The 20,121-nt window shown below is 64.6% G+C and carries 17 protein-coding genes; 11 read left to right on the top strand and 6 right to left on the bottom strand.

What is annotated here, in order from left to right; genetic code table 11:
• Window positions 1-247: 247 nt before the first annotated feature.
• Window positions 248-1,132: an aminodeoxychorismate lyase gene (locus tag ACX80T_RS06255; RefSeq protein WP_019481111.1), complete on the bottom strand. Its 885-nt coding sequence runs from the start codon at window positions 1,130-1,132 to the stop codon at window positions 248-250.
• Window positions 1,133-1,288: 156 nt separating this feature from the next.
• Between ACX80T_RS06255 and ACX80T_RS06250 the strand changes: the two genes are divergently transcribed.
• Entirely contained in the window at window positions 1,289-1,549 is a 261-nt protein-coding gene (locus ACX80T_RS06250; protein WP_116778429.1) for a GlsB/YeaQ/YmgE family stress response membrane protein, read from the top strand.
• 128 nt (window positions 1,550-1,677) lie between these two features.
• On the opposite strand, the gene pabB is transcribed toward ACX80T_RS06250, so the two are convergent.
• Window positions 1,678-3,774 (bottom strand): aminodeoxychorismate synthase component I, encoded by a 2,097-nt coding sequence (pabB, locus tag ACX80T_RS06245; protein WP_116778428.1) that lies wholly within the window; start codon window positions 3,772-3,774, stop codon window positions 1,678-1,680.
• A 23-nt stretch (window positions 3,775-3,797) separates the two neighbouring features.
• Entirely contained in the window at window positions 3,798-4,415 is a 618-nt protein-coding gene (locus ACX80T_RS06240) for a LysE family transporter (RefSeq protein WP_019481109.1), read from the bottom strand.
• A gap of 105 nt (window positions 4,416-4,520) precedes the next feature.
• Here ACX80T_RS06240 and murJ point away from each other — a divergent pair, with 105 nt between their 5' ends.
• The gene (gene murJ / locus ACX80T_RS06235; protein ID WP_116778427.1) at window positions 4,521-6,023 is read left to right on the top strand and encodes a murein biosynthesis integral membrane protein MurJ; all 1,503 of its coding nucleotides are present in this window, start codon (window positions 4,521-4,523) and stop codon (window positions 6,021-6,023) included.
• Window positions 6,024-6,031: 8 nt separating this feature from the next.
• Here the strand turns inward: murJ and ACX80T_RS06230 are convergent, their stop codons facing one another.
• The 3 genes from ACX80T_RS06230 to ACX80T_RS06220 all read right to left on the bottom strand — a co-directional run bounded on the left by ACX80T_RS06230 (window position 6,032) and on the right by ACX80T_RS06220 (window position 9,464).
• Entirely contained in the window at window positions 6,032-7,216 is a 1,185-nt protein-coding gene (locus ACX80T_RS06230) for an ATP-grasp domain-containing protein (RefSeq protein ID WP_459303998.1), read from the bottom strand.
• A gap of 150 nt (window positions 7,217-7,366) precedes the next feature.
• Window positions 7,367-8,968 carry a phytoene desaturase family protein gene (locus tag ACX80T_RS06225; protein ID WP_116778425.1) on the bottom strand — a complete coding sequence of 534 codons (1,602 nt, stop codon included), beginning with the start codon at window positions 8,966-8,968 and terminating at the stop codon, window positions 7,367-7,369.
• Between the two features lie 22 nt (window positions 8,969-8,990).
• A complete protein-coding gene (locus ACX80T_RS06220; protein WP_019481105.1) occupies window positions 8,991-9,464 on the bottom strand; it encodes a MarR family winged helix-turn-helix transcriptional regulator in 474 nt (157 codons plus the stop codon).
• A 122-nt stretch (window positions 9,465-9,586) separates the two neighbouring features.
• On the opposite strand from ACX80T_RS06220, the gene ACX80T_RS06215 reads away from it, so the two are divergent.
• From ACX80T_RS06215 to ACX80T_RS06175, 9 genes are all read left to right on the top strand, one after another.
• The gene (locus ACX80T_RS06215) at window positions 9,587-11,800 is read left to right on the top strand and encodes an MMPL family transporter (RefSeq protein WP_019481104.1); all 2,214 of its coding nucleotides are present in this window, start codon (window positions 9,587-9,589) and stop codon (window positions 11,798-11,800) included.
• A gap of 177 nt (window positions 11,801-11,977) precedes the next feature.
• Window positions 11,978-13,315: an aminotransferase class I/II-fold pyridoxal phosphate-dependent enzyme gene (locus tag ACX80T_RS06210; RefSeq protein ID WP_459303997.1), complete on the top strand. Its 1,338-nt coding sequence runs from the start codon at window positions 11,978-11,980 to the stop codon at window positions 13,313-13,315.
• A 402-nt stretch (window positions 13,316-13,717) separates the two neighbouring features.
• Window positions 13,718-15,616: a molecular chaperone DnaK gene (dnaK, locus tag ACX80T_RS06205; RefSeq protein ID WP_019482218.1), complete on the top strand. Its 1,899-nt coding sequence runs from the start codon at window positions 13,718-13,720 to the stop codon at window positions 15,614-15,616.
• A gap of 2 nt (window positions 15,617-15,618) precedes the next feature.
• Window positions 15,619-16,326 (top strand): nucleotide exchange factor GrpE, encoded by a 708-nt coding sequence (locus ACX80T_RS06200; protein ID WP_459303996.1) that lies wholly within the window; start codon window positions 15,619-15,621, stop codon window positions 16,324-16,326.
• A 154-nt stretch (window positions 16,327-16,480) separates the two neighbouring features.
• Window positions 16,481-17,509, top strand: coding sequence for a DnaJ C-terminal domain-containing protein (locus tag ACX80T_RS06195; protein WP_459303995.1), 1,029 nt, complete (start codon window positions 16,481-16,483; stop codon window positions 17,507-17,509).
• 29 nt (window positions 17,510-17,538) lie between these two features.
• Complete coding sequence (locus tag ACX80T_RS06190) at window positions 17,539-17,952, top strand: heat shock protein transcriptional repressor HspR (protein WP_019482215.1); 414 nt, start codon at window positions 17,539-17,541, stop codon at window positions 17,950-17,952.
• Between the two features lie 62 nt (window positions 17,953-18,014).
• Window positions 18,015-18,614 carry a hypothetical protein gene (locus tag ACX80T_RS06185; protein WP_019482208.1) on the top strand — a complete coding sequence of 200 codons (600 nt, stop codon included), beginning with the start codon at window positions 18,015-18,017 and terminating at the stop codon, window positions 18,612-18,614.
• A gap of 20 nt (window positions 18,615-18,634) precedes the next feature.
• The gene (locus ACX80T_RS06180; RefSeq protein ID WP_459303994.1) at window positions 18,635-19,318 is read left to right on the top strand and encodes a PspA/IM30 family protein; all 684 of its coding nucleotides are present in this window, start codon (window positions 18,635-18,637) and stop codon (window positions 19,316-19,318) included.
• 35 nt (window positions 19,319-19,353) lie between these two features.
• The gene (locus tag ACX80T_RS06175) at window positions 19,354-20,034 is read left to right on the top strand and encodes an SDR family NAD(P)-dependent oxidoreductase (protein WP_459303993.1); all 681 of its coding nucleotides are present in this window, start codon (window positions 19,354-19,356) and stop codon (window positions 20,032-20,034) included.
• Window positions 20,035-20,121: the final 87 nt, after the last annotated feature.

Here is a 20,121-nt window from a genome sequence, read left to right as displayed (position 1 = left end):
AACAACTCATTGACGAATTCCGCCAGTGCCTCCGGGGCGGCGGTTTCCACCAGGGAGAAACCGCCCAGCCGTTCGGCGGTCTCCGGGTACGGGCCGTCGTCATACCAACGCTCCCACCGCGCAGGATCCGTGCCGTGGTGGGCGGCTGCAGTTCGGCGCCGCCCGTTATAAAGTGTCGGCCCTCGGTGCAGCGCCTGGCGGACTCCTTCCCCTGACGGTTGGGGTAGGCCGGGTTCGACAACCGGCCTCAGGAAATTTTCGCCACCAACTCCGACAGCTCCCTGGTCAGCTCCGGGGTGGTGGTGATCGGCTGACCGTCAAGGGAGTTGACCGGTGCGAGGAGACGGATGCTGGAAATCAGCCACACGCCGTCGGCGTCGTACAGGTCAGCGGGCACCAGCGGGCCGTACCCGAGTTCCCAGCCGGCGGCCTTCGCTACGGTAAACAACGCACTCTGCGATGTGCCGGGGAGGATCCCACTTTCCAGCTGCGGGGTCAGCAGGGTCTTGACGCCGTCCCGGACCCGTGCCAGGAGGACTGTCGACGTCGGACCCTCAAGGACCTTGCCGTCCGATGAGGTGAAGATGACGTCGTCGGCGTCGTGCGCCCGCGCGTACCGGACCGCCGCCATGTTGACCGCGTAGGACAGCGTCTTGGCACCCATGAGCAGCCACGGTGCCCGCTGCGCCACCGTGCTGTCATACCCGCGCTCCAGGAACAGGACCGCAAGCCCATCCCTGCGCTGCTGCTGGGTCTTCGCCGGCACCGGCGCCACCTGAACCCACGCCGTCGGGGCGTCAGCTCCCTCAACCCCACGGGTGACCATGAGCTTCACGGCAAGCTCAGTATCCGCCTGGACGTGAGCCCCGGCGGCGTACTCGTCGAGTGCGGTGGTGATGGCCCGCCGCCAGGCATCCTCGGACGGGAGATCAAGGTCAAGGGCCCGGGCTGATGAGGCGAGCCGGTCCAGGTGCGCCTGCACCTTCCGGGCTTCTCCGTTGAGGGCCAGCAGGGACTCGAATATGCCGTCCCCGCGCGTTGCGCCAAGGTCGGTCGCCATGAGCTGTGGCAGTGATGCGTCGACGACGCGGCCGTCGTCGTGGGCGGGATCCAGGAACACAAGAACAGTCATGCGATCAGCTTAGTTGCCTCACTGACGCGGATGACGGTGCCGCACCCGTCGTATTTTCCCGTGCCAACCGGCACCGGATAGAATTTCATCAGTAGTGTTACCAATGGCACGCGGCCTCGTAGCAACGGGGCAGACCCCAAAGAACGGACAGTTATTGTGATCGGATTTATCGTTGCAGGACTCATCATCGGCGCGCTGGCACGGCTGATCAAGCCCGGGAAGCAGAACCTTGGGCTGCTGGCCACGCTCCTGCTGGGACTTGCCGGTTCAGTGATCGGCGGCGTCATCGCGAACCTTCTCGGCACCGGGGACATCTTCGAGCTGAATGTTCTCGGATTCGTCGTAGCGGTCATCGCCTCAGTACTGCTGATCGGCGTCGCCGAGGGCGTTAGCGGCCGTCGCAAAGTCCGCCGCTAGGGTAGCCTGGGGGCCGGATCTCACCAGAAACGGCCCCCAGTGCCAGCCTTGCCGGTTGCAAGCGGCGGACCTTGGCCTGGGGGCCGTTCCTGCGGTGAAACGACGCGCAGCGGCCCCATTCATCAGCCTTAGCTATCCGGGAACGCGGACCCGAGGCCTGACAGCACGCCGAACGCTTTGGTGCGCACCTCTTCCCACTCATCGTCCGGATCCGAATCGGCAGTGATCGCTCCTCCGACGCCCAGGCTGAGCCGGGTGCCGCCGCCGTCGTCCTCAAGCACCAGGGTGCGGATGACGACGGCGAGGTCCGCTGCACCGGTCAGGGAGAAGTAGCCGACGGCGCCCGAATACACCCCGCGCGGGGCAGCCTCCAGCCGGTCAAGGATGGCCATGGTGCTGATTTTCGGTGCCCCGGTCATCGAGCCGGCCGGGAACGCCGCGGAGACGGCCTCGGTCCGGGAGACGCCCGGCCGCAACTGGGCGTCGATGGTGCTGACCATCTGGTGCACGGTGGCGTAGCTTTCAATCTCACACAACCGGCTGACGATCACGCTGCCGGGGACTGCAACGTGCGAGAGGTCGTTACGTAACAGGTCAACGATCATGATGTTTTCCGCGCGATCCTTCAGGGAGGTCTGAAGGTCCGTTCGGAGGGCCAGGTCCGCTGCCGGGTCCGACGAACGACGGCGGGTGCCCTTGATCGGTTCGGCGCGCAGGGCGCCGCCGGCGCTGAGTTGCAGGAACCGCTCCGGGGATGTGCTGGCTACGGCGAAGCCGGGGAACCTGAGGAAATGGCCGAAGGGCGCAGGACTGGCCCGGCGCAGGGCGCGGTACACATCGAACGGGTTCAGGGACCCTGTCGTGTGCGCGTGGAGAGAGGTGGTGAGACAGACCTCGTAGGTGTTGCCTTCCCTAATCTCGGCCTGGGCGCGGCGTACCTTGTCCAGGTAGCTGGCGCGGGTGTCGCGGGAGGTGAAGGCCGGCGGCGGGTCTGCGCCCGGGGAAACGGTGTCGCCTGGAAAAACTGTGTCGCTCGGAGAAGCTGTGGCGCCCGGCGGCTTGAGCGCGTCCGCCTCCCGAACGGCCAACCGCGCTGCGGACAGCCAGTGCTGCACCTCCTGGTCATGTCCGGGCGCGGTCAGGGTGAGGAGATAGGTTGCCTGCTGCTCGTGATCGAGGACCACCGCACGGCCAGCGAAGATCAGGGCTGCGTCCGGGAGTGTGCCAGGAGCCGCGGAACTGCCACCGGTTTCCCGCTTGAGCTCATACCCGAGATAACCCAACCAGCCCAGTGTGAAACCGCACCGATAGTCGCTGGGTGTGGGCACCGCCCTGCGGCCCCAGACCGAATCGAGCCAACGGAAGAACGGGCCCGGGATGCGGGCCGTGACCTGCCCCGAAATGATCTCGGTTGCCCCGCTGGAGTGCCGGGCAAGCTGACCGAACTGGCCGCCGTCGTCGGCCAGGATGCTGAACCGGCTGCGCCCTCCGACCCCTGCAGCCGAGGCTGAACTGTCCAGCCAGACGGCATGTTCCGAGGAACCGTAGAGAGTGGCGAACAGGGCGGCGCCATCCGGGCAGCCGTCGTGACGCTCCACCTGCAGGGTGACGGCCCGGCGCTGTGCGCGCTCAGCCGCGAGCAGCGAACCGCACTGAGGCAGGCCAGTGAGGGCCAACCTGACCCGTTCGGGCGCCGAGACGTCCTGATGCCCGGTGACGCTGAGGTCGGCGGTGAGCTGAGGTTGATCCCGGCTGAGCCACGTTTGCTCCTGCGCTGCCCACCGCTCCCAAAACGGCGCGTAGGCGTCCCCGTCACGGCTCAGAGCCGTGGTGCGCCGGATATCCTCGGTTGCTTCCACCCAGATGCTGACGTCCAAAAATTCGAGTGCGGCCCGGCAGGCCGCTCCAACACCCTCAACGATGACGACGTCGGCCGGTTCCGTGTGCTGTGCTGGCCCGTCGTCGTTGGCCTCCCAGTCCCACGCCCGCCACTCGGCGGTGTGCCCGGCGGCAAGGGGTTCCAGCACCGCCGAAACATAGCGGTTCATACCCGTTTCCAACCCGTCCCAGCCCGGGTATATGTCTTCGAGGTGAAACAGGCTGACCGTGTGATGCTCGCGGAGCAGTGCCGCCAACTCGACGGCGAGGGTGGTCTTGCCGGCCCCTGAGCGACCGTCGATAGCAACGATCAACGGTGCGACGGTGGTCCCGCCTTTTGGTGCCATGGGCTGTTGATCCTCGGGTGATGTTAGGCGACGGCGAGCAGGATACCCACGGCTACAAACAGTAGGCCAAAGATCCGGTTGAGGACGATCTGCCCACGAGGATTCTGGGTGAACCGTCTGAACGATTTGGCGGTTGCAGCGTAGAAGAACCACATGACCAGGACATCGATCGCCACGACCGTGCCGGCCAGGATGCCGTACTGACCCAGCAGCGGCTCGGACGGCCTGATGAACTGTGGAATGAAAGCAAGGAAGAACACGATTGCCTTGGGATTGAGGAGGTTCACCCACAGGCCCCGGCGGAACAGGGAAAAGGCGCCCTCGGCCCGGCGGACCTCGGCCTGCTCCTCGAGATCGGGGGACTGCAGGAGTTTCCTGATACCCAGATAGACCAGGTAGGCGGCGCCACCGAACCGGATGACATTGAACGCCACCGGGGAGCTCGCCACCAGGAGCCCAACTCCCGCCGCAACCACCGCAATGTGAACGAGGAGTGCCACCTGCTGCCCGAGGATGCCCCACATGGACCGGCGGAAGCCCACCGTGAGCGAATTGCTCATGGTGTTGACGGCCCCGGCTCCGGGGCTGAAGCTGATGAGGGCCTGCGCTCCGAGCAGAGCCAGCCAGACAGAAAAAGTCACCAGCCAATCCTAACGGGCCGTTGACGCCGCAGTGCGGGCGATCCCGGCGACAAAATGTATCGTCATAGGGTGACTAGGCCAGGTATACGGAGGGCAGCCCTACTGGTGACCGGCCTAACCGCCGTGTCCACCCTGTTCGGGTTCGTCCGTGACGTCGTGATTGCTGCCGTCTTCGGTGCCGGTGCCGAGCTCGACGCCTACCTCGTGGCGCAGGGGCTGATGAACATTGTGCTGGGCCTGATCGCCTACGCCATGGCCCGGTCGGCGATCCCCGTCACCTCCCGCGAGGCTGCCCAGGAGAAGGACGGTTGCCGGGGCCATCCGGGGTTCGACACCGCGCTCACCGTCACCATGATCGTGCTCGGCGTGGGCGGGGTGGTGATGAGTATCTTCGTCGGCCCAGTCACCGCGGTGATCGCCCCGGGCTTTGATGGCGCACAGGCCGAGACAACCGAGGCGCTGACCCGTATTGTCCTGATCGCCACGGTGCTGATCGCTGGGACGGACCTATTGGCCTCACTGTCGCAGTCACATGGTCGGGTGGTCTGGTCAGCGTTGCAGGGCGTGCCGTTCAACATCATCATGATCGGCGCCGCCGGACTCTTTGGGCCCACCTATGGCATCGCCGCGCTCGCGGTCGGGTTCGTCGTCGGGTCGGCCGCACGCCTGCTGTTGCAGCTGCCGCCGCTGTTTTCGTTGGGAACGCGGGTGCGCCCGCGGTTGAACCTTGGGGACCCGGGATTCCGTGAAATGGCGCGGCTGATGCCCCCGATGCTTGTGGGCAGTGCAATCGCCAATATCAACACCCTGGTGGACCGTGCGGTGGGCTCCACCCTCGAGGAGGGGGCCATTACAGCCCTGTCCTATGGGTGGCGGCTGGTCAACCTGCCGGAGACCCTGATTATCGCTTCGCTGCTGGTACCTCTCTACCCGGCGTTGAGCGCTTCATCGAAGAACATCGCCGAGGTGCGCCGGCTGGTGGGCCGCGGGCTGGCGGTCGCGGTCAGCGTGCTGACCCCGATCTGCGTGGTGATGATCATCGCAGCCGAACCGCTGGCAGAGGTGGCCTTTGGTCGCGGCGCCTTCACCGGCGACGACATCACCTCAACGGCTACCGCCCTGGCCTGGTACGCGCCCGCCTTGCTGGCCCTCGGGTGCCGCCAGGTGGTGGTGAGTACTTCCTATGCGCTGGGTGATGCGCGGGCCCCGGTGGTGGTGTCGGTAATTGCGATGGTGATCAATGTGGTTGGAGACATCATGCTCGCTCCCATCATGGGGATAGCAGGCATTGCGCTGGCGACCACCGCGTCACTGGGCTTCGCGGCCCTGGCGAACGGTTGGCTGCTGCATCGACGCCACCGGGGGTTGGAGCTGCGGCCCACCGTGGCGTTGATAGCGCGCGCGTTGGGGCTGGCCGCGGTAGCCGGGGCGGCCGGCGTCGGCGCCCTGGTGATCGTGGCTGGGCAGCCGGCCATTGTGGTCGGCGGGGCAGTCGCCATGGTGGTCCTCGGCGTGTACCTGTTGGGGCTGATTCTGCTGCGGGCACCAGAACGACTGCTGGCCCTCGACATGGTCAAGGGCGTCGCGCGGAGGAGCGGGCGGGGTTAGCCGAGTAGCTACCCGGTGACTGCTGCCACTGATTTTGGCTTTCGATCGATCCGCCGTAACCGGGCCGAGGCAAGGTGAAGGGTGGGGCCCGGGTCTTTCAGATCCCACACGCTGTGGCGGGCCTGACCAGCCCACCGCAGGGTATCCACCACGTCGGCGACCCGCCCGCCGCGCTGTTCGACGCTGGCCCGTCGCAGATCCCCGGCCGTCCACGCGTAGCGCATGCCAGGGGCGGCGTCGGGCAATGTCTGCATCTTCTCGCCGAGCACCAGACGCCCCCACAGATCAGTCAGACCCGGCCGGGCGGCGTTGGTGAGTGCCATCGAACCGAAGAAGCGGCCGTTGAGGTCGATCAGGTGATGGACGCCGTCGTCGTCAATCAGGAACTGCAGCTCCACCAACCCCCACCATCCGAGCTCGCGGAGCAGCGCTTCGACCCTGGCTGCGAGATCCTCGTCCACCCGGACCGTCTCGGCACGGGTGGACACACCGTTTGGAGTGGGCCAGAGGCGTGAGGTGACTTGTTGCACCCGGCCATCCAGGTGGCCGTCGTGGAAAATCCCGATGAGGGCACCGAGGTGCCCCTTGATCGGTTCCTGAAGGATCGGTTCGGCGCCGGCCTTCCTGACCCGCTCGATCTGTGGACCGGCAGAAATGATGTCGGGGAAGAGCTTCGCTTCGATCCGGTGTGGCCTGGTCTGGCCGTGCGCCCAGTGCGTCAGGCACTTGACTACCACCGGCCCTTGCCATTGTTCGATCGCCTCATCGGATGCCTGGACAGTGCGGGGCGCCGACAGGCCGATTTGATGGGCGAGCGCCGAAAGTTCAACCTTGTTGAGTGCAGCGTTCACGACGTCGGCTGGCGGGTGGGCCACCCGGGTGGGAATGTCGTCCCGATAGGTGGCGAGTGCCGCCATCCAGTCGTCGCCGCCGCCGAACACGATGTCGTAGGATCCTAGGGCTACTGCCCGGCGGACTCCTTCGATGAATGCGGCGCCATCCAGCCGCGGTCGTGGCACCACATGCCGGGCAGAGCAGGCGACTGACGCGCCGAGCATCCCGCCGCCGTCGGGAGTTCCGACACCAACCACCCAGCCGGACTGGCGCAGCGAGCGGACGGCAGCAAGCGCACCCCTGTCCCGGCTGGTACTGATGACGAGGGCCCGCGGTCCCTCGGTTGGTGTCTTTTTCAAACTCGCCTCAAGGTATGATGAGCGGCCGTCCGATGCTCCGCACCGGTGCGGACACTCGCGGTAGGTCCAGGGTCAATAGGCTTTCACTCTACTGGCGGGACCAGTCACATGACCGGTTAAGCGTTCCACTCGGCGTTTTCTTCTGAACCTCTAATGCTCCTCGAGGAGGGCCATGGCGGCGCTGTGGCCACCCAGCCCGCTGACGCCACCGCCTCGTTGGGATCCCGCCCCGCAGAGCAGCACGCGCTGGTGGTCGGTGGCGACACCCCAGCGCTGGGCGGGGGTGTCCAGGGGTGCATCGTCCTCGGCGAACGGCCACGACAACGGACCGTGGAAGATGTTCCCGCCGGTCAGGCCCAGCGTCTCCTCCAGATCGAGGGTGGTTTTCGTTTCAATGCAAGGCTTGCCGTCGCCGTCGCGCAGGATGCAATCCTCGATGGGCTCGGCCAGCACGCTGTTCAGCGATTCAAGCACTGCAGCCTGCAGCTCTGCGCGCAGCACGTCGTGATCGGCGTCATGGCTTAATCGATGCGGGGTCTGCAACGAAAAAACGGTCAGGGTGTGGGCGCCGGACTCCCGCAGTGACTCCGACAGGATCGACGGATCGGCCAGGGAATGGCAGTAGATTTCGATCGGCAAGGGGGATGGGATCCTGCCGTTCTCCGCGGCGGTGTACGCGGTGTCCAACTGCGAGTACAACTCGTTGATGTGGAAGGTTCCGCCGAAGGCCTGCTCGGGGCTGATCTCGGGGTCCTTGAGTTTCGGAAGCCGCGAGAGGAGCAGGTTGACTTTGACCTGGGCGCCCTCGGCCGCACCTGCGGAGGTTGCGAAACCGTCGGCGCCCGGACCGCCCATCAGCCGACCCAGCACAGCGGGCGTGACGTTGGCCAGCACGTATTCGCCGGTCACGCTCCGCATGCGGCTGTTCTCCTCCGCTGGTTGGTAATGGACGACGCCGTTGGGCGCCACCGCTGTCACCTCGGCCCCCGTGCGGATCTCCACTCCCGCGGCCAGCGCGGCCCGTTCCAGGGCACCGCTGACTGCTCCCATGCCGCCGACCGGGACATCCCAGTCCCCGGTTCCCCCGCCAACCACGTGATAGAGGAAGCACTTGTTTTGCTGCAGGTCCTCGTCGTGGGCCCGCGCGAAAGTGCTGATCAAGCCGTCGGTGAGGAGTACCCCACGTACCAGATCTGACTCCACCGAGCGCTCGATTACCCCACCGAGCGGCTGTTCAATGAAGTCGGCCCAAATCTCGTCGTCGCCGACCAGTTCCCTCGCCTCAGCGCGCCTGAGCAGCGGCTTGGTGAACGTGGGCCATAGTCGCTCGGCGAGGGTCGCGGTGCGACCGTAGAACTCGCCAAAGGCCCCAGCATCGTCGCCCGCATCGATCCTGCGGAAACTCTTTCGGGTCGCTTTGCGGTCCTCGTTGTCGACCAGCAGGCCGGAAGTGCCGCCGGCCACCGGCGTGTAGGAGGAATATCGTCGACGGACCAGCTCCAGATCCAACCCCAAATCGTCGATAATCTGCTGGGGGAGGAGGCTCACCAGGTAGGAATACCGCGACAGTCGCGCTCCCGTGCCGGGAAAGGCCTCTGCGGATACGGCGGCGCCACCCACTTGGTCCTGGCGCTCGAGGACCACCACCGACCGGCCCGCCTTGGCCAGGTACGTGGCTGCAACGAGCCCGTTATGGCCTCCGCCCACCACTACGGCGTCGAAATGGTCCTGTCTGGCGCGTGATCGATCCATTGGCTCAGCCTAGCAACCAGCACTACCCGGCCGGTTGCTGCGCTACTTCCTCTCGCGCGGCGATGGTTGCGCTCGTGATCTGACGCATCATCTCGGCCAGCAGTTCCTGCTCCTCGGTGGAGAACTGTGCCAGCGCGCCACCGATGTGCTGGGCCAGTGGGGCGAAAAGTTTGCCGCCGGTGGCCATTGCCTTCTCGGTCATTTCGAGGTGGACCTGCCGCCGGTCGACGTCGCTCCTGGAGCGTTTCACATGGCCCGCATTATCCAGGCGGTCCACCAGTGCGGTAGTCGCAGGGGAACTCAGGTGCAGTTCGGAGCGCAGCATCCCGGGAGTCACGACGGCACCGGCCCGGGCGGCGCCCATCATGACGCCGAGGGCATTCAGATCTGTCCGGTAGAGAGAATCCCGCGCGCTGACAGTATCCACGTACCGATCCGTTTCCACGGTGAACTGTTGGAGCAACGCCATCAGTTCGGGCCGGGGGTTCTCTGCCATGCTCACTCTCACCTCGTCGTTTCAACAGTTACCTCAAGAAACAACTCTAGTCCGTCTACCAATTATATCTCCATGATGGATATAGTTTGTTTTAGAGATAATTTCGTTGAGAGGCGTTCATCATGCACAGCAAGTGGTTACGGGTCCTGTTGCCCGCCGTCGTCGTCCTGATCTGGCTGGTGGGCGCCGCGTTCGGGGGTCCCACCTTCGGCAAGTTGGAGGAAGTCTCGAGCAATGACCAGGCGTCGTTCCTCCCGGCCAACGCCGAATCCACCGAAGCAGGTGAACTGCAGAACCAATTCACTGATTCGGACTCCCTGCCTGCGGTGATCGTCGTCGAATCGGAGACGGAGATTCCACCAGCCGACCTCGGTGGGTACGAGGAGCTTGCTACCTCCCTCGCGGCGGTTGAGGGACTGGAGCCTGCTGAAGCCGGAGCGCCAACTGTCATCGGGCCCGTGCCAGCCGAAGATTCATTCGCTATTCAGTACATCGCGTTTGTAGCGGACGACGCCGAGATCGGGGAGGTGGTAGAGGCGCTTCGGGAGGTGCTGACCGCCGAGATCCCCGACGGTACCACCGGGTACGTCACGGGGCCGGCCGGTTTTGCCACCGACCTCTCAAGCGCCTTCAGCGGCATTGATGGGTTGTTGCTCAGTGTGGCGCTGGGAGCGGTCTTTCTGATCCTGTTGTCCGTCTACCGGTCTGTGATCCTTCCGTTCCTGGTGCTGCTGACCTCAGTGTTTGCGCTGGCCACATCGATCGTTCTGGTCTATGCCCTGGCCGACTGGGGATGGATTCAGCTCAGTGGTCAGAGCCAGGGAATCCTGTTTATCCTGGTCATCGGCGCGGCGACCGATTACGCGCTGCTGCTTGTTGCACGGTTCAGGGAAGCACTTGGCGAACACGCCGCAAAATGGGACGCGATGCGGGTGGCGTACCGCGGCTCGTTCGAACCGATTCTTGCCTCCGGGGCCACGGTTATTGTTGCGCTGCTCTGTCTATTGTTTTCCGACCTCAACTCCAACCGGAGCCTCGGTCCGATCGCGGCGATTGGAATCCTCTTCTCCTTGGCGGCTGCCCTGACACTGCTGCCCTCTCTTCTCCTGCTCTTCGGCAGGTCGGCGTTTTGGCCGCTGCGCCCCAAACTGGGGTCCAGCCACGTTCAGCCCGAAGGAGTGAACGCCACCGGGCTGGAGGGACTGCGTGGCATCTGGAAGAAGGTGGCGACACTGATCTCCCGGCACGCCCGACCCGTCTGGATCGCTTCATTCCTCGTCCTGGCCGCCGGTTCCCTGGGCTTGTTCCAACTGCAGGCTAACGGAGTACCACAGTCCGCACTGATCCTCACGGAATCGAATGCGGTGGACGGGCAGGAAGCCCTGGCGCGCCACTTCGACGCCGGTTCGGGGAGCCCAGTCTCGGTGATCGCCCCAGAGCAGGATCAGGATGCTGTCCTGGAAGTGGTGCAGAGCCAGGCCGGCATCACTGACGCCGCGCTCAGTTCCGAGTCTCCCGAACCCGGCAGCGACGTCGTCGTCCGTGGCGGCAACGTGCTGATTACCGGCACACTGCAGTCACCGGCAGACTCCGATGAGGCCGAAGACGTGGTGCGTGAGTTGCGGACCGCACTGGACGACGCCAGCCCAGAGGCACTGGTTGGTGGCGTAACCGCGATCGCGATTGACACCAACGACACGGCCCAGGCTGACCTGGTGAAGATCATTCCGATCGTGTTGGCGGTGATTCTGGTGATCTTGATGCTCCTGCTCCGTTCCATCGTGGCGCCGGTCCTACTGATCCTCAGCGTGGTGCTCTCCTTCGCGACGGCGCTGGGCGTGTCGGCCCTGGTGTTCAACAACCTGCTCGGTTTTGAGGGTGCAGATGCGTCGGTTCCGCTGTTTGGCTTCGTGTTCCTCGTGGCATTGGGGGTGGATTACAACATTTTCCTGATGACACGAGTCCGGGAGGAATCGCTACGCATCGGAACCCGCCCCGGAATTCTGAGGGGTCTGGGTGTCACCGGCGGAGTCATCACCTCTGCGGGTGTGGTGCTGGCGGCCACCTTCGCAGCCCTGGGGGTCATCCCGATTCTGTTCCTTGCCCAAATTGCGTTCATCGTGGCCTTCGGTGTGCTGTTGGATACGCTGATCGTGCGCTCACTGCTGGTGCCGGCCCTGTCCTACGACCTGGGTCGGCGGATCTGGTGGCCATCCCGGCTAGGACGCGAATCCGGACCGGTGCACCGCGGCGGGTCATCCGGGTTGTCGGGTCCAGGCTCGGCGGGCAGGCGGGACGAGCAGGGCCACCGCGCTGAACCGGCTCACCGTGGGTAGATAACACTCTGGGTAGATAACACCGCAGCAGTCCGCGGCCCCCTCCAACCCGTTCCGCGGAGGGGAAGGCCTGGTCTGGAAGCGCTCTTTACAGCTGAATCAGTGGAGGCAATAATCGGTCGCATCACAGCCTCCACTGATTCAGCGCGCTGATTATTCGACAGCTGAGGAGCGATCATGAGTGATCAAACCAACCCACCCGACCATGACGTACCAGCCAACGATGCACTGGCTAAGGGTCCGGCGCCAAAGACCAGCCAGCAGCTGGGAATACCTGATCCTGACCGCTCCAGTTCGATGACACCGGGGCTTGCCAGTTCGCCGATATCGCAGCGGGCTGGGAACGTGGCAGCAGCCGAGCCTTACCGGCTCCTCAATGCTTTCCTCACGTCCTCGACGTATGCTGCGCGCCGGAACGAGCCAGGCATCTGCGACCTGACTTTCGGTAACCCACACGAGATGCCGCAAGAGGCCTATGTTGCGGCGCTCCAGGAAGCCACAATTCCACGCCACGACCAATGGTTTGCCTACAAACAAAACACCCCTGAGGCGCAGGAGGCGGCCGCGGCCTCCCTCCAGCGCCTCATTGGGGTGCCATTTCGTCCCGAGGACATCCACCTGACTACCGGCGGTTTCACGGCGATCGCCCTCGCGCTCAAGGCAGTGGGAGACCCCGGCGACGAGGTGATCTACAGCCTTCCACCGTGGTTCTTCTACGAGCCGATCATCATCGAGGCCGGGCTCGTCCCCGTAAAGGTCACTGTGGATTTGGAGACCTTTGACCTCGACGTGGACCAGATTGCAGCGGCGATCACCAGCCGCACGTGTGCGGTGATTGTCAACACTCCCAACAACCCCAGCGGCCGGATTTATCCGCCAGCTGTGCTCGAACGTCTCGCGGCAGTGCTTGAGAGCGGCTCGGCCGCGATTGGTCGCCGGATTTATCTCATTTCCGATGAGCCCTATAACCGCATCGTGTTTGACGGTGCTCGATTCCATAGTCCGATCGAGTTTTACCGCTATACCCTGCTGGCCTACTCGTACGGGAAGACTCATCTTTCGCCGGGTGAACGGATCGGCTATCTGGCGTTGCATCCGAACCTGCCTGATCGTGATGTGGTTGCCAGCGCACTTGACGCCCTGCAACTGGCGATGGGATGGATTTACCCAAACGCCGTGCTCCAGCACGCATTGCCCAGACTCGAACAGTTTTCGATCGATATCCCGGCACTCCAACGCAAACGCGACCGGATGGTTGATGCGTTGCAGGAGATGGGTTATCGGGTCAACCGCCCGGAAGGAACGTTTTACCTGTTTGTGCGCTCGCCGGACCCCGACGACGAGGCATTCGTGGCGACCCTAGCGGCCCAGGGGGTCTTTGTGATGCCAGGCGTGCATTTCGAGACACCCGGCTTCTTTAGGATTTCCCTGACTGCCAATGAAGACATGCTCCAGCGGAGTCTTCCGGTGTTTGCCGCTGCGATGGAAGCGGTCGGCGGGGCGCCTCCGTTCTGACCTAGGGATTTCCCAAGGCCCCGAGTGGAAACTCGTTCAAGAGGAGTCGATGGTACCGAGACCGCCACCCACACCTCGGACGCCGGGCATGTGACGGCATCCTGAACGGAGCCACCCGACGCCCCTAAAGACGGTGGCTCCGTTTGGGGGCGCGGCACCAGACCAAGGCCCGTTCTCTCACGGCTGAACAACCACTGATGCCCTCCACCGCCGCGGAGTTCGGCGACTCAATGCGCCTCCGCACGCAAGGTTGAGCCTATCCCACTCAACTTAGATTTGACTCTCTGCGGCCTCGGAGTACAGTTGAGTGAAGAACGCTCAAGATCCGGCTTTCAGGCGAATACTCGCCAGGCTACGGGCTGAGCGATTCCCCTCATTACGGGCTGTTGAAAGGAAATACGCATGTCACGTGCAGTAGGTATTGACCTCGGAACCACCAACTCAGTGGTTTCCGTACTCGAAGGTGGCGAGCCCACCGTTATCGCCAACGCTGAAGGCGCACGGACTACGCCCTCGATCGTTGCGTTCTCCAAGGGCGGGGAAGTGTTGGTTGGCGAAATCGCCAAGCGCCAGGCCGTCAACAACATCGACCGCACCATTGCTTCCGTCAAGCGCCACATGGGCACCGACTGGAACGTCAAGGTCGACGATAAGAACTACACGGCTCAGGAAATTTCCGCGCGCATCCTTCAGAAGCTGAAGACCGACGCCGAAAGCTACCTGGGTGAAAAGGTGACCGACGCTGTCGTCACCGTTCCCGCCTACTTCAACGACGCCGAGCGCCAGGCCACCAAGGAAGCAGGCGAAATCGCAGGCCTGAACGTCCTGCGTATTGTCAACGAGCCAACCGCTGCAGCACTGGCGTACGGCCTGGACAAGGGCAAGGAAGACGAGCTCATCCTGGTCTTCGACCTGGGTGGCGGCACATTTGACGTCTCCCTGCTCGAGGTCGGCAAGGATGAAGACGACTTCTCCACCATTCAGGTACGCTCCACCTCCGGTGACAACCGCCTCGGCGGCGACGACTGGGATCAGCGCGTGGTTGACTACCTGCTGTCGCAGGCCAAAGCCAAGGGTGTTGACCTGTCCAAGGACAAAATCGCCTTGCAGCGCCTGAAGGAAGCGGCAGAGCAGGCCAAGAAGGAACTCTCCTCGGCAAGCTCCACCAACATCTCCCTCCAGTACCTTTCGGTCACCCCAGACGGCCCCGTCCACCTGGACGAGCACCTCTCCCGTGCCAAGTTCCAGGACCTCACCAAGGACCTGCTGGATCGCACCAAGAAGCCATTCAACGACGTCATCGCTGAAGCAGGCATCAAGGTTGCCGACATCGACCACATCGTGCTCGTCGGTGGCTCAACCCGCATGCCAGCCGTCGTCGAACTGGTGAAGTCACTCGCCGGTGGCAAGGAGCCCAACAAGGGCGTCAACCCTGATGAGGTCGTCGCCGTCGGCGCCGCACTCCAGGCAGGCGTGCTGAAGGGTGAGCGTAAGGACGTGCTGCTCATCGACGTCACCCCTCTGTCCCTCGGGATCGAGACCAAGGGCGGCATGATGACCAAGCTGATCGAGCGCAACACGGCCATCCCCACCAAGCGCAGCGAAACCTTCACCACCGCCGACGACAACCAGCCATCGGTTGCTATCCAGGTCTTCCAGGGCGAGCGCGAGTTCACCCGGGACAACAAGCCACTGGGTACCTTCGAACTGACCGGAATCGCTCCCGCCCCCCGCGGCGTGCCACAGGTTGAGGTCACCTTCGACCTCGACGCCAACGGTATCGTCCACGTGTCCGCCAAGGACAAGGGCACCGGCGCCGAGCAGTCGATGACCATCACCGGCGGCACCGCGCTGTCGAAGGAAGACATCGACCGTATGGTCCGCGAAGCCGAGGAGCACGCAGCCGAGGACAAGGAACGCCGCGAAGCAGCCGACACCCGCAACGGTGCCGAGCAGTTGGCCTACTCGGTCGACAAGCTGATCGCCGACAACTCGGACAAGCTGCCCGAGGACGTCAAGACCGAGGTTCAGGCCGACGTCGACGAACTGAAGAAGGCACTCGAAGCCAACCCTGAGGAAGCCGGATCGGCTGACACGGTCAAGGCAGCGTTTGAGAAGCTTCAGGCGTCACAGACCAAGCTCGGCGAGGCAATCTACGCAGCGGCACAGCAGGACGCCGCCGCGCCAGGCGCCGACGCACCTCAGGATGGAACGGCGCCTGACGCTGGCTCGTCCTCGAACGACGAGGACATCGTCGACGCCGAGGTAGTCGACGAAGACGACAACACCGAAAAGAAGTAGTCATGCCGCACCACGGAAACGAAGAAGAGCACCAGTCCGAACCGGTCAGCTTCCGCGATAACCGGAAGATCGACCCCGAGACAGGTAAGGTCCGTGGGCAGCAGCAGGACGACGACGGCGCACAGGCTGGTCACACCGACCAGCCTGTGACCCCGGACTCCGTTCAGGATCCCGTTGAGGAAGCCGACGCCGGGGAGCAGCCCGCCGATGGTAGCGATGCGCTGGCCCAGGCCGAGGCAATCCTCAACGGGATCGACGGCGAGGGGTTCACCGAACCCGCCGCCGGATCGGCCTCAGCTGTGGAAGCCGAGCTGCGTACCGACCTGCAACGCCTCTCGGCCGAGTACGTCAACTACCGGAAGCGCGTCGAGCGCGACCGGGATGTGGCCCGGGACATGGCAGTCATCGGAGTGTTGAACTCGCTGATGCCCGTCCTGGACGACATCGACGCCGCTCGCCAGCACGGCGACCTGGCCGACGGACCTTTCGCTGCGATCTCCACCAAATTGGAAAACGCGCTGAAGACCTACGGCCTAAGCCGGATCGACGAGACCGGAGTGGAGTTCGACCCGAACATCCACGAGGCTCTGATCCAGCAGCCCAGTGCCGATGTACAGTTCGACAGCGTCAGCCAGATCCTGCGGGCCGGTTACAAGAAGGGCGACCGCGTCCTGCGGGCAGCCCAAGTTATCGTCGCAGTGCCCGAGTAGCGCCTGGGAAGCCGGAGCAGTGCCCGACCGGCGGCAACGAAATTTCTTCGCTCGCAGAGCTCGTTTGAAATATTAAAGCCGCCGGGTCGGACACTGCTCCGGCTCCACCGCTACTCACCTATGCTTTGAATTCATATACGAAAGGGGACGCCAATTGGCTAGTCAGGATTGGGTCGACAAGGATTTCTATAAAATTCTCGGTGTCCCCAAAGATGCAACAGCTGCCGACATCAAGAAGTCGTACCGGAAGTTGGCGCGCAAGCACCATCCGGACCAGAATCAGGCAACCGGCGGGTCGGACAAGATGTTCAAGGACATTTCCGAGGCCTACTCGGTGTTGTCCGATCCTGAGGATCGTCAGCAGTATGACGCCATCCGTGCCATGGGCGGCGGCGCACGCTTTACCGCCGGTGGTCCCGGTGGGGGAGCCGGCGGCGCTGGCTTCGAAGATATCTTCGGCAACCTCTTCGGTCAGGGTGCCGGACAGCCCAGGCCCGGACGCCAACGCCCGGGCGGTAGCGGAGGCGCCAGCTACGGCAACCTTCCACCCGAGTTCGCCGACCTGTTCGGCCAGGGCGGGGGAGGCGGCTTCGGCCAGGGCGGCGGTGGGTTCCCCGGAGGCTACCAGCCGACCCCGCGTAAAGGCGCCGACCGTACGGCGACCACCAGCATTTCTTTCGCCGGTTCCATTAACGGCACCACCATCGGACTGCGTGAGCCCTCCGGTGAAGTCATCGATGTTCGGGTGCCCGCCGGCATCAAGGACGGACAAAAGGTCCGCGTCCGGGGCAAGGGCCAGGCCGGCGCCGCAGGTAATGGCGACCTGATGGTCAGCGTAAGCGTGAAACCGCATCCATTCTTCCAGCGCGACGGCGACAACATCCGCGTCCACGTGCCGGTGTCCTTCCCGGAGGCTGCAATGGGTGCGCACATCGATGTCCCCACGCTGACCGGTGACACGGTCAAGGTCAAAGTCCCCGCCGGTACCCCGTCCGGACGGACCCTGCGCGTAAAGGGGCGTGGGGTGTCCACAGCAAAGGCGACCGGTGACTTGCTGGTAACCATCGACGTTGTCGTCCCGCAGAAACTGAACAAGGACGCAGAGGCTGCTGTCGAGGCGTTTGCCGCCGCGACCGTCGACGCCGACCCGCGAGCGGGCCTCGCCGCCAAAGCGAAACTCTAAAGCCCACGCAGCATTGAAAGGAGGTCACGATGGCAATCGACGCAAGCCTGCCCATCTACGTGATCTCCGTCGCCGCCGAACTGGCGGACATGCACCCGCAAACCCTCCGGCAGTATGACCGGCTCGGGCTGGTGACACCCAGCCGGGCTCCTGGCCGCGCCCGCCGCTACTCGCAGCGGGACGTGACCACTCTCCGCGAGGTACAGCGGCTTTCCCAGGAGGGGGTGTCGCTGGAGGGTATCCGACGGATCCTGCAGCTCGAAAATCAGGTCGCCGCCCTGCAATACCGGGTTCAGGAGCTGACCGACGAGCTGGCGTCCCGCCGTCGTCAGCCTGACTCAAGCAGGGTGTTTGCCGCCGGACTCGCAGGCGACGTCGTTACCCTCTCCCGTGGTCAGCGCCCCCGGCCGCGGAGTCAGGCGATGGTCGTGTGGCGCCCGTGATAAACATCCGTACATCTGGCGCCCCGCTGGAAACCCTTGCCGTTACGGTGCAGACTGGGGGTATGCCTCAACAGTTCTCCGACGCCGGTGACTTCGGTGAAACGCTCGTGCAGCTGCTCCTGATCGGTGGGGCGACGCTGCTGGTCATCGGCCTCGGCATGGCCCTCGCCACCTGGATCATTGTCCGGCGGCTCCGTCGCTCCGGTGTGGTGCAGCGCGGCTTCTCGAACGGGGTGCTCACCGCCCGTTCCTACGCGGTCGACGACGGCGTCCGCCGCATCGCGCGGCTGCGTCTGGACCTGCGGCGCTCCGGTCAGGCGACCCGCCGGGCCCTCGATGCTGCAGCCGGGAGCGGCGGCCCGATCGGTGAACTTCCCATCGTTGCCGAGGACCTATTCCGTGCGGAGCGGGCACTCGAGAACCAGCTGCGAATGGCCGAGCGCGAACCCGACCGGCAGCTCAAACGGGATCTGGCCGGCCGGATTGGGGAGCAGGTCCAGTCCTACGGCACTCTCTCCGCTGACCTCCGCCGGTCGTTGATGCAGGCGGGCCAGCCCAGCGGTGCCAACGAAATCCAGCGGGCCAGCACCCACCTCACACGCGAAATCAATGTGCTGCAGGCGTGGAGCAAGTCCTACGGCACCCCCGACCAAATCCAGTAGAGGCTGAGGGAACCACCACCATGTCAATTGGCCGCCGCATTTCCCGCATCGTCCGGGCCAACCGGACCGCTGCCAAGGAGAAGCCCGCAGACCCCATCCAGACCGTTGAACAAGCGCACCGGCAGCAGCTCGACCTGGTGGATCAGGCCCGCCGCAGTGTTGCTGATCTGGCCGCCAACCGTCACCGCCTTGAACTGCTCGCGGGCGAAGCGCGGGCGGAGCTCGACCAGCTTGAGCGCCGCGCGTCCAGCGCGGTCAACGCGGGCGACGACGACGCCGCCCGGGCGGCACTGCGGCGAAGTCTCGCCGTCACCAAGCGCCTCGAAACCCTCACCCGTCAGCGGGATGATCTCGACACCCAGGTGCGCCAGCTCGACTCCAACCTCCAGCGGCTCGAAACCCGGGTGGAAGACAATGGCATCCGCTACCAGACGCTGAAGGCCCGCCACGGTGCCGCCCAGGCCGAACTTGGCATGCAGGACGCACTTACCGGGTCCGGGCAGGCAGCGGCGGGAGCCGAAGCCGCAGCTCGACAGGCCGAGCTGGAAGCGCGACGCGTCCAGGCGCGGGCCGCCGCCCACGACGAGCTGTCCTGGACGGACCCCAACTCGCGGCGGGTGGAAGAAGCCTTCGAGGAACTCGAAGGCAGCTCGGCCACCGAACGGGAACTGGACCGTCTGAAGAACCACCACCCCCGCGACTAGGGCCCAACCCGGGCGGCGTGGGTAGACTCGGCGGCATGACAACAATCAGTGGCAACCATTTCCTGGTCATCGGCGCAACTGGGGTGCTCGGCGCCGCCGTGGCGCGGCAACTCGTAGCAGCCGGGGCGCGGGTGACCCTTTCCGGACGGTCCACTGAGAAGCTCGACAGCCTGGCCGAAGAACTCGGGACCTCGGTAGCCGGAACCATCCCAGCCGATCTCACGCATCCCGGCGCGCCAGCTGAAATCGCGGACGCTTGCGAGGATCTTGACGGTTTGGTCTACGCCGCCGGTGTGGTGGCTTTCGGCCCAGCCGCGGAGCTCGACGATGAAACCCTGGACGAGCTCCTTCTGGTGAACCTGATGGCGTACATCCGGCTCATCCGGGCGGTGTTGCCGCAGCTGCACAAGGACTCAGTGGTGATTCAGGTCAGCGCCGTCGTGGCCGAGAGCCCCACCGCCGGCATGGCAGCCTATTCAGCCAGCAAGGCTGCGCTCAGCGCGTTCGGTAAAGCGTTGACGCTGGAAACCCGGCGGCAGGGCATCCGGGTAATCGATGTTCGGCCGCCGCACACCGAGACGGGCTTGGTGAACCGCGCGATAGCAGGATCCGCGCCTCGCCTTCCGCAGGGGAAGGACCCGGAAGCCGTCGCGGAACGGATCGTGTCGGCCATCGTGAACGGCGAGAAGGACCTGCCAGCGGCCGCCTTCAGCTAACCGTTCCACGGGAAGGCATCGCCGCCGATCCCGGGGTCAAGCGAGGTCGGGACCGAGAGGCACAGAGACTCTCACCAGCGGATAGTG

The sequence above is a fragment of the Arthrobacter sp. Sr33 genome (assembly GCF_054511195.1).
This window is presented reverse-complemented; position numbering and strand designations above follow the sequence as displayed.

Bases quoted from the DNA above. Each gene is read 5' to 3' on its own strand.
- ACX80T_RS06255 (WP_019481111.1), bottom strand. From the start codon at position 1,132: ATGACTGTTCTTGTGTTCCTGGATCCCGCCCACGACGACGGCCGCGTC.
- pabB (WP_116778428.1), bottom strand. From the start codon at position 3,774: ATGGCACCAAAAGGCGGGACCACCGTCGCACCGTTGATCGTTGCTATC.
- ACX80T_RS06225 (WP_116778425.1), bottom strand. From the start codon at position 8,968: ATGGATCGATCACGCGCCAGACAGGACCATTTCGACGCCGTAGTGGTG.
- ACX80T_RS06220 (WP_019481105.1), bottom strand. From the start codon at position 9,464: ATGGCAGAGAACCCCCGGCCCGAACTGATGGCGTTGCTCCAACAGTTC.
- ACX80T_RS06215 (WP_019481104.1), top strand. From the start codon at position 9,587: ATGCACAGCAAGTGGTTACGGGTCCTGTTGCCCGCCGTCGTCGTCCTG.
- ACX80T_RS06210 (WP_459303997.1), top strand. From the start codon at position 11,978: ATGAGTGATCAAACCAACCCACCCGACCATGACGTACCAGCCAACGAT.
- dnaK (WP_019482218.1), top strand. From the start codon at position 13,718: ATGTCACGTGCAGTAGGTATTGACCTCGGAACCACCAACTCAGTGGTT.
- ACX80T_RS06200 (WP_459303996.1), top strand. From the start codon at position 15,619: ATGCCGCACCACGGAAACGAAGAAGAGCACCAGTCCGAACCGGTCAGC.
- ACX80T_RS06190 (WP_019482215.1), top strand. From the start codon at position 17,539: ATGGCAATCGACGCAAGCCTGCCCATCTACGTGATCTCCGTCGCCGCC.
- ACX80T_RS06185 (WP_019482208.1), top strand. From the start codon at position 18,015: ATGCCTCAACAGTTCTCCGACGCCGGTGACTTCGGTGAAACGCTCGTG.
- ACX80T_RS06180 (WP_459303994.1), top strand. From the start codon at position 18,635: ATGTCAATTGGCCGCCGCATTTCCCGCATCGTCCGGGCCAACCGGACC.
- ACX80T_RS06175 (WP_459303993.1), top strand. From the start codon at position 19,354: ATGACAACAATCAGTGGCAACCATTTCCTGGTCATCGGCGCAACTGGG.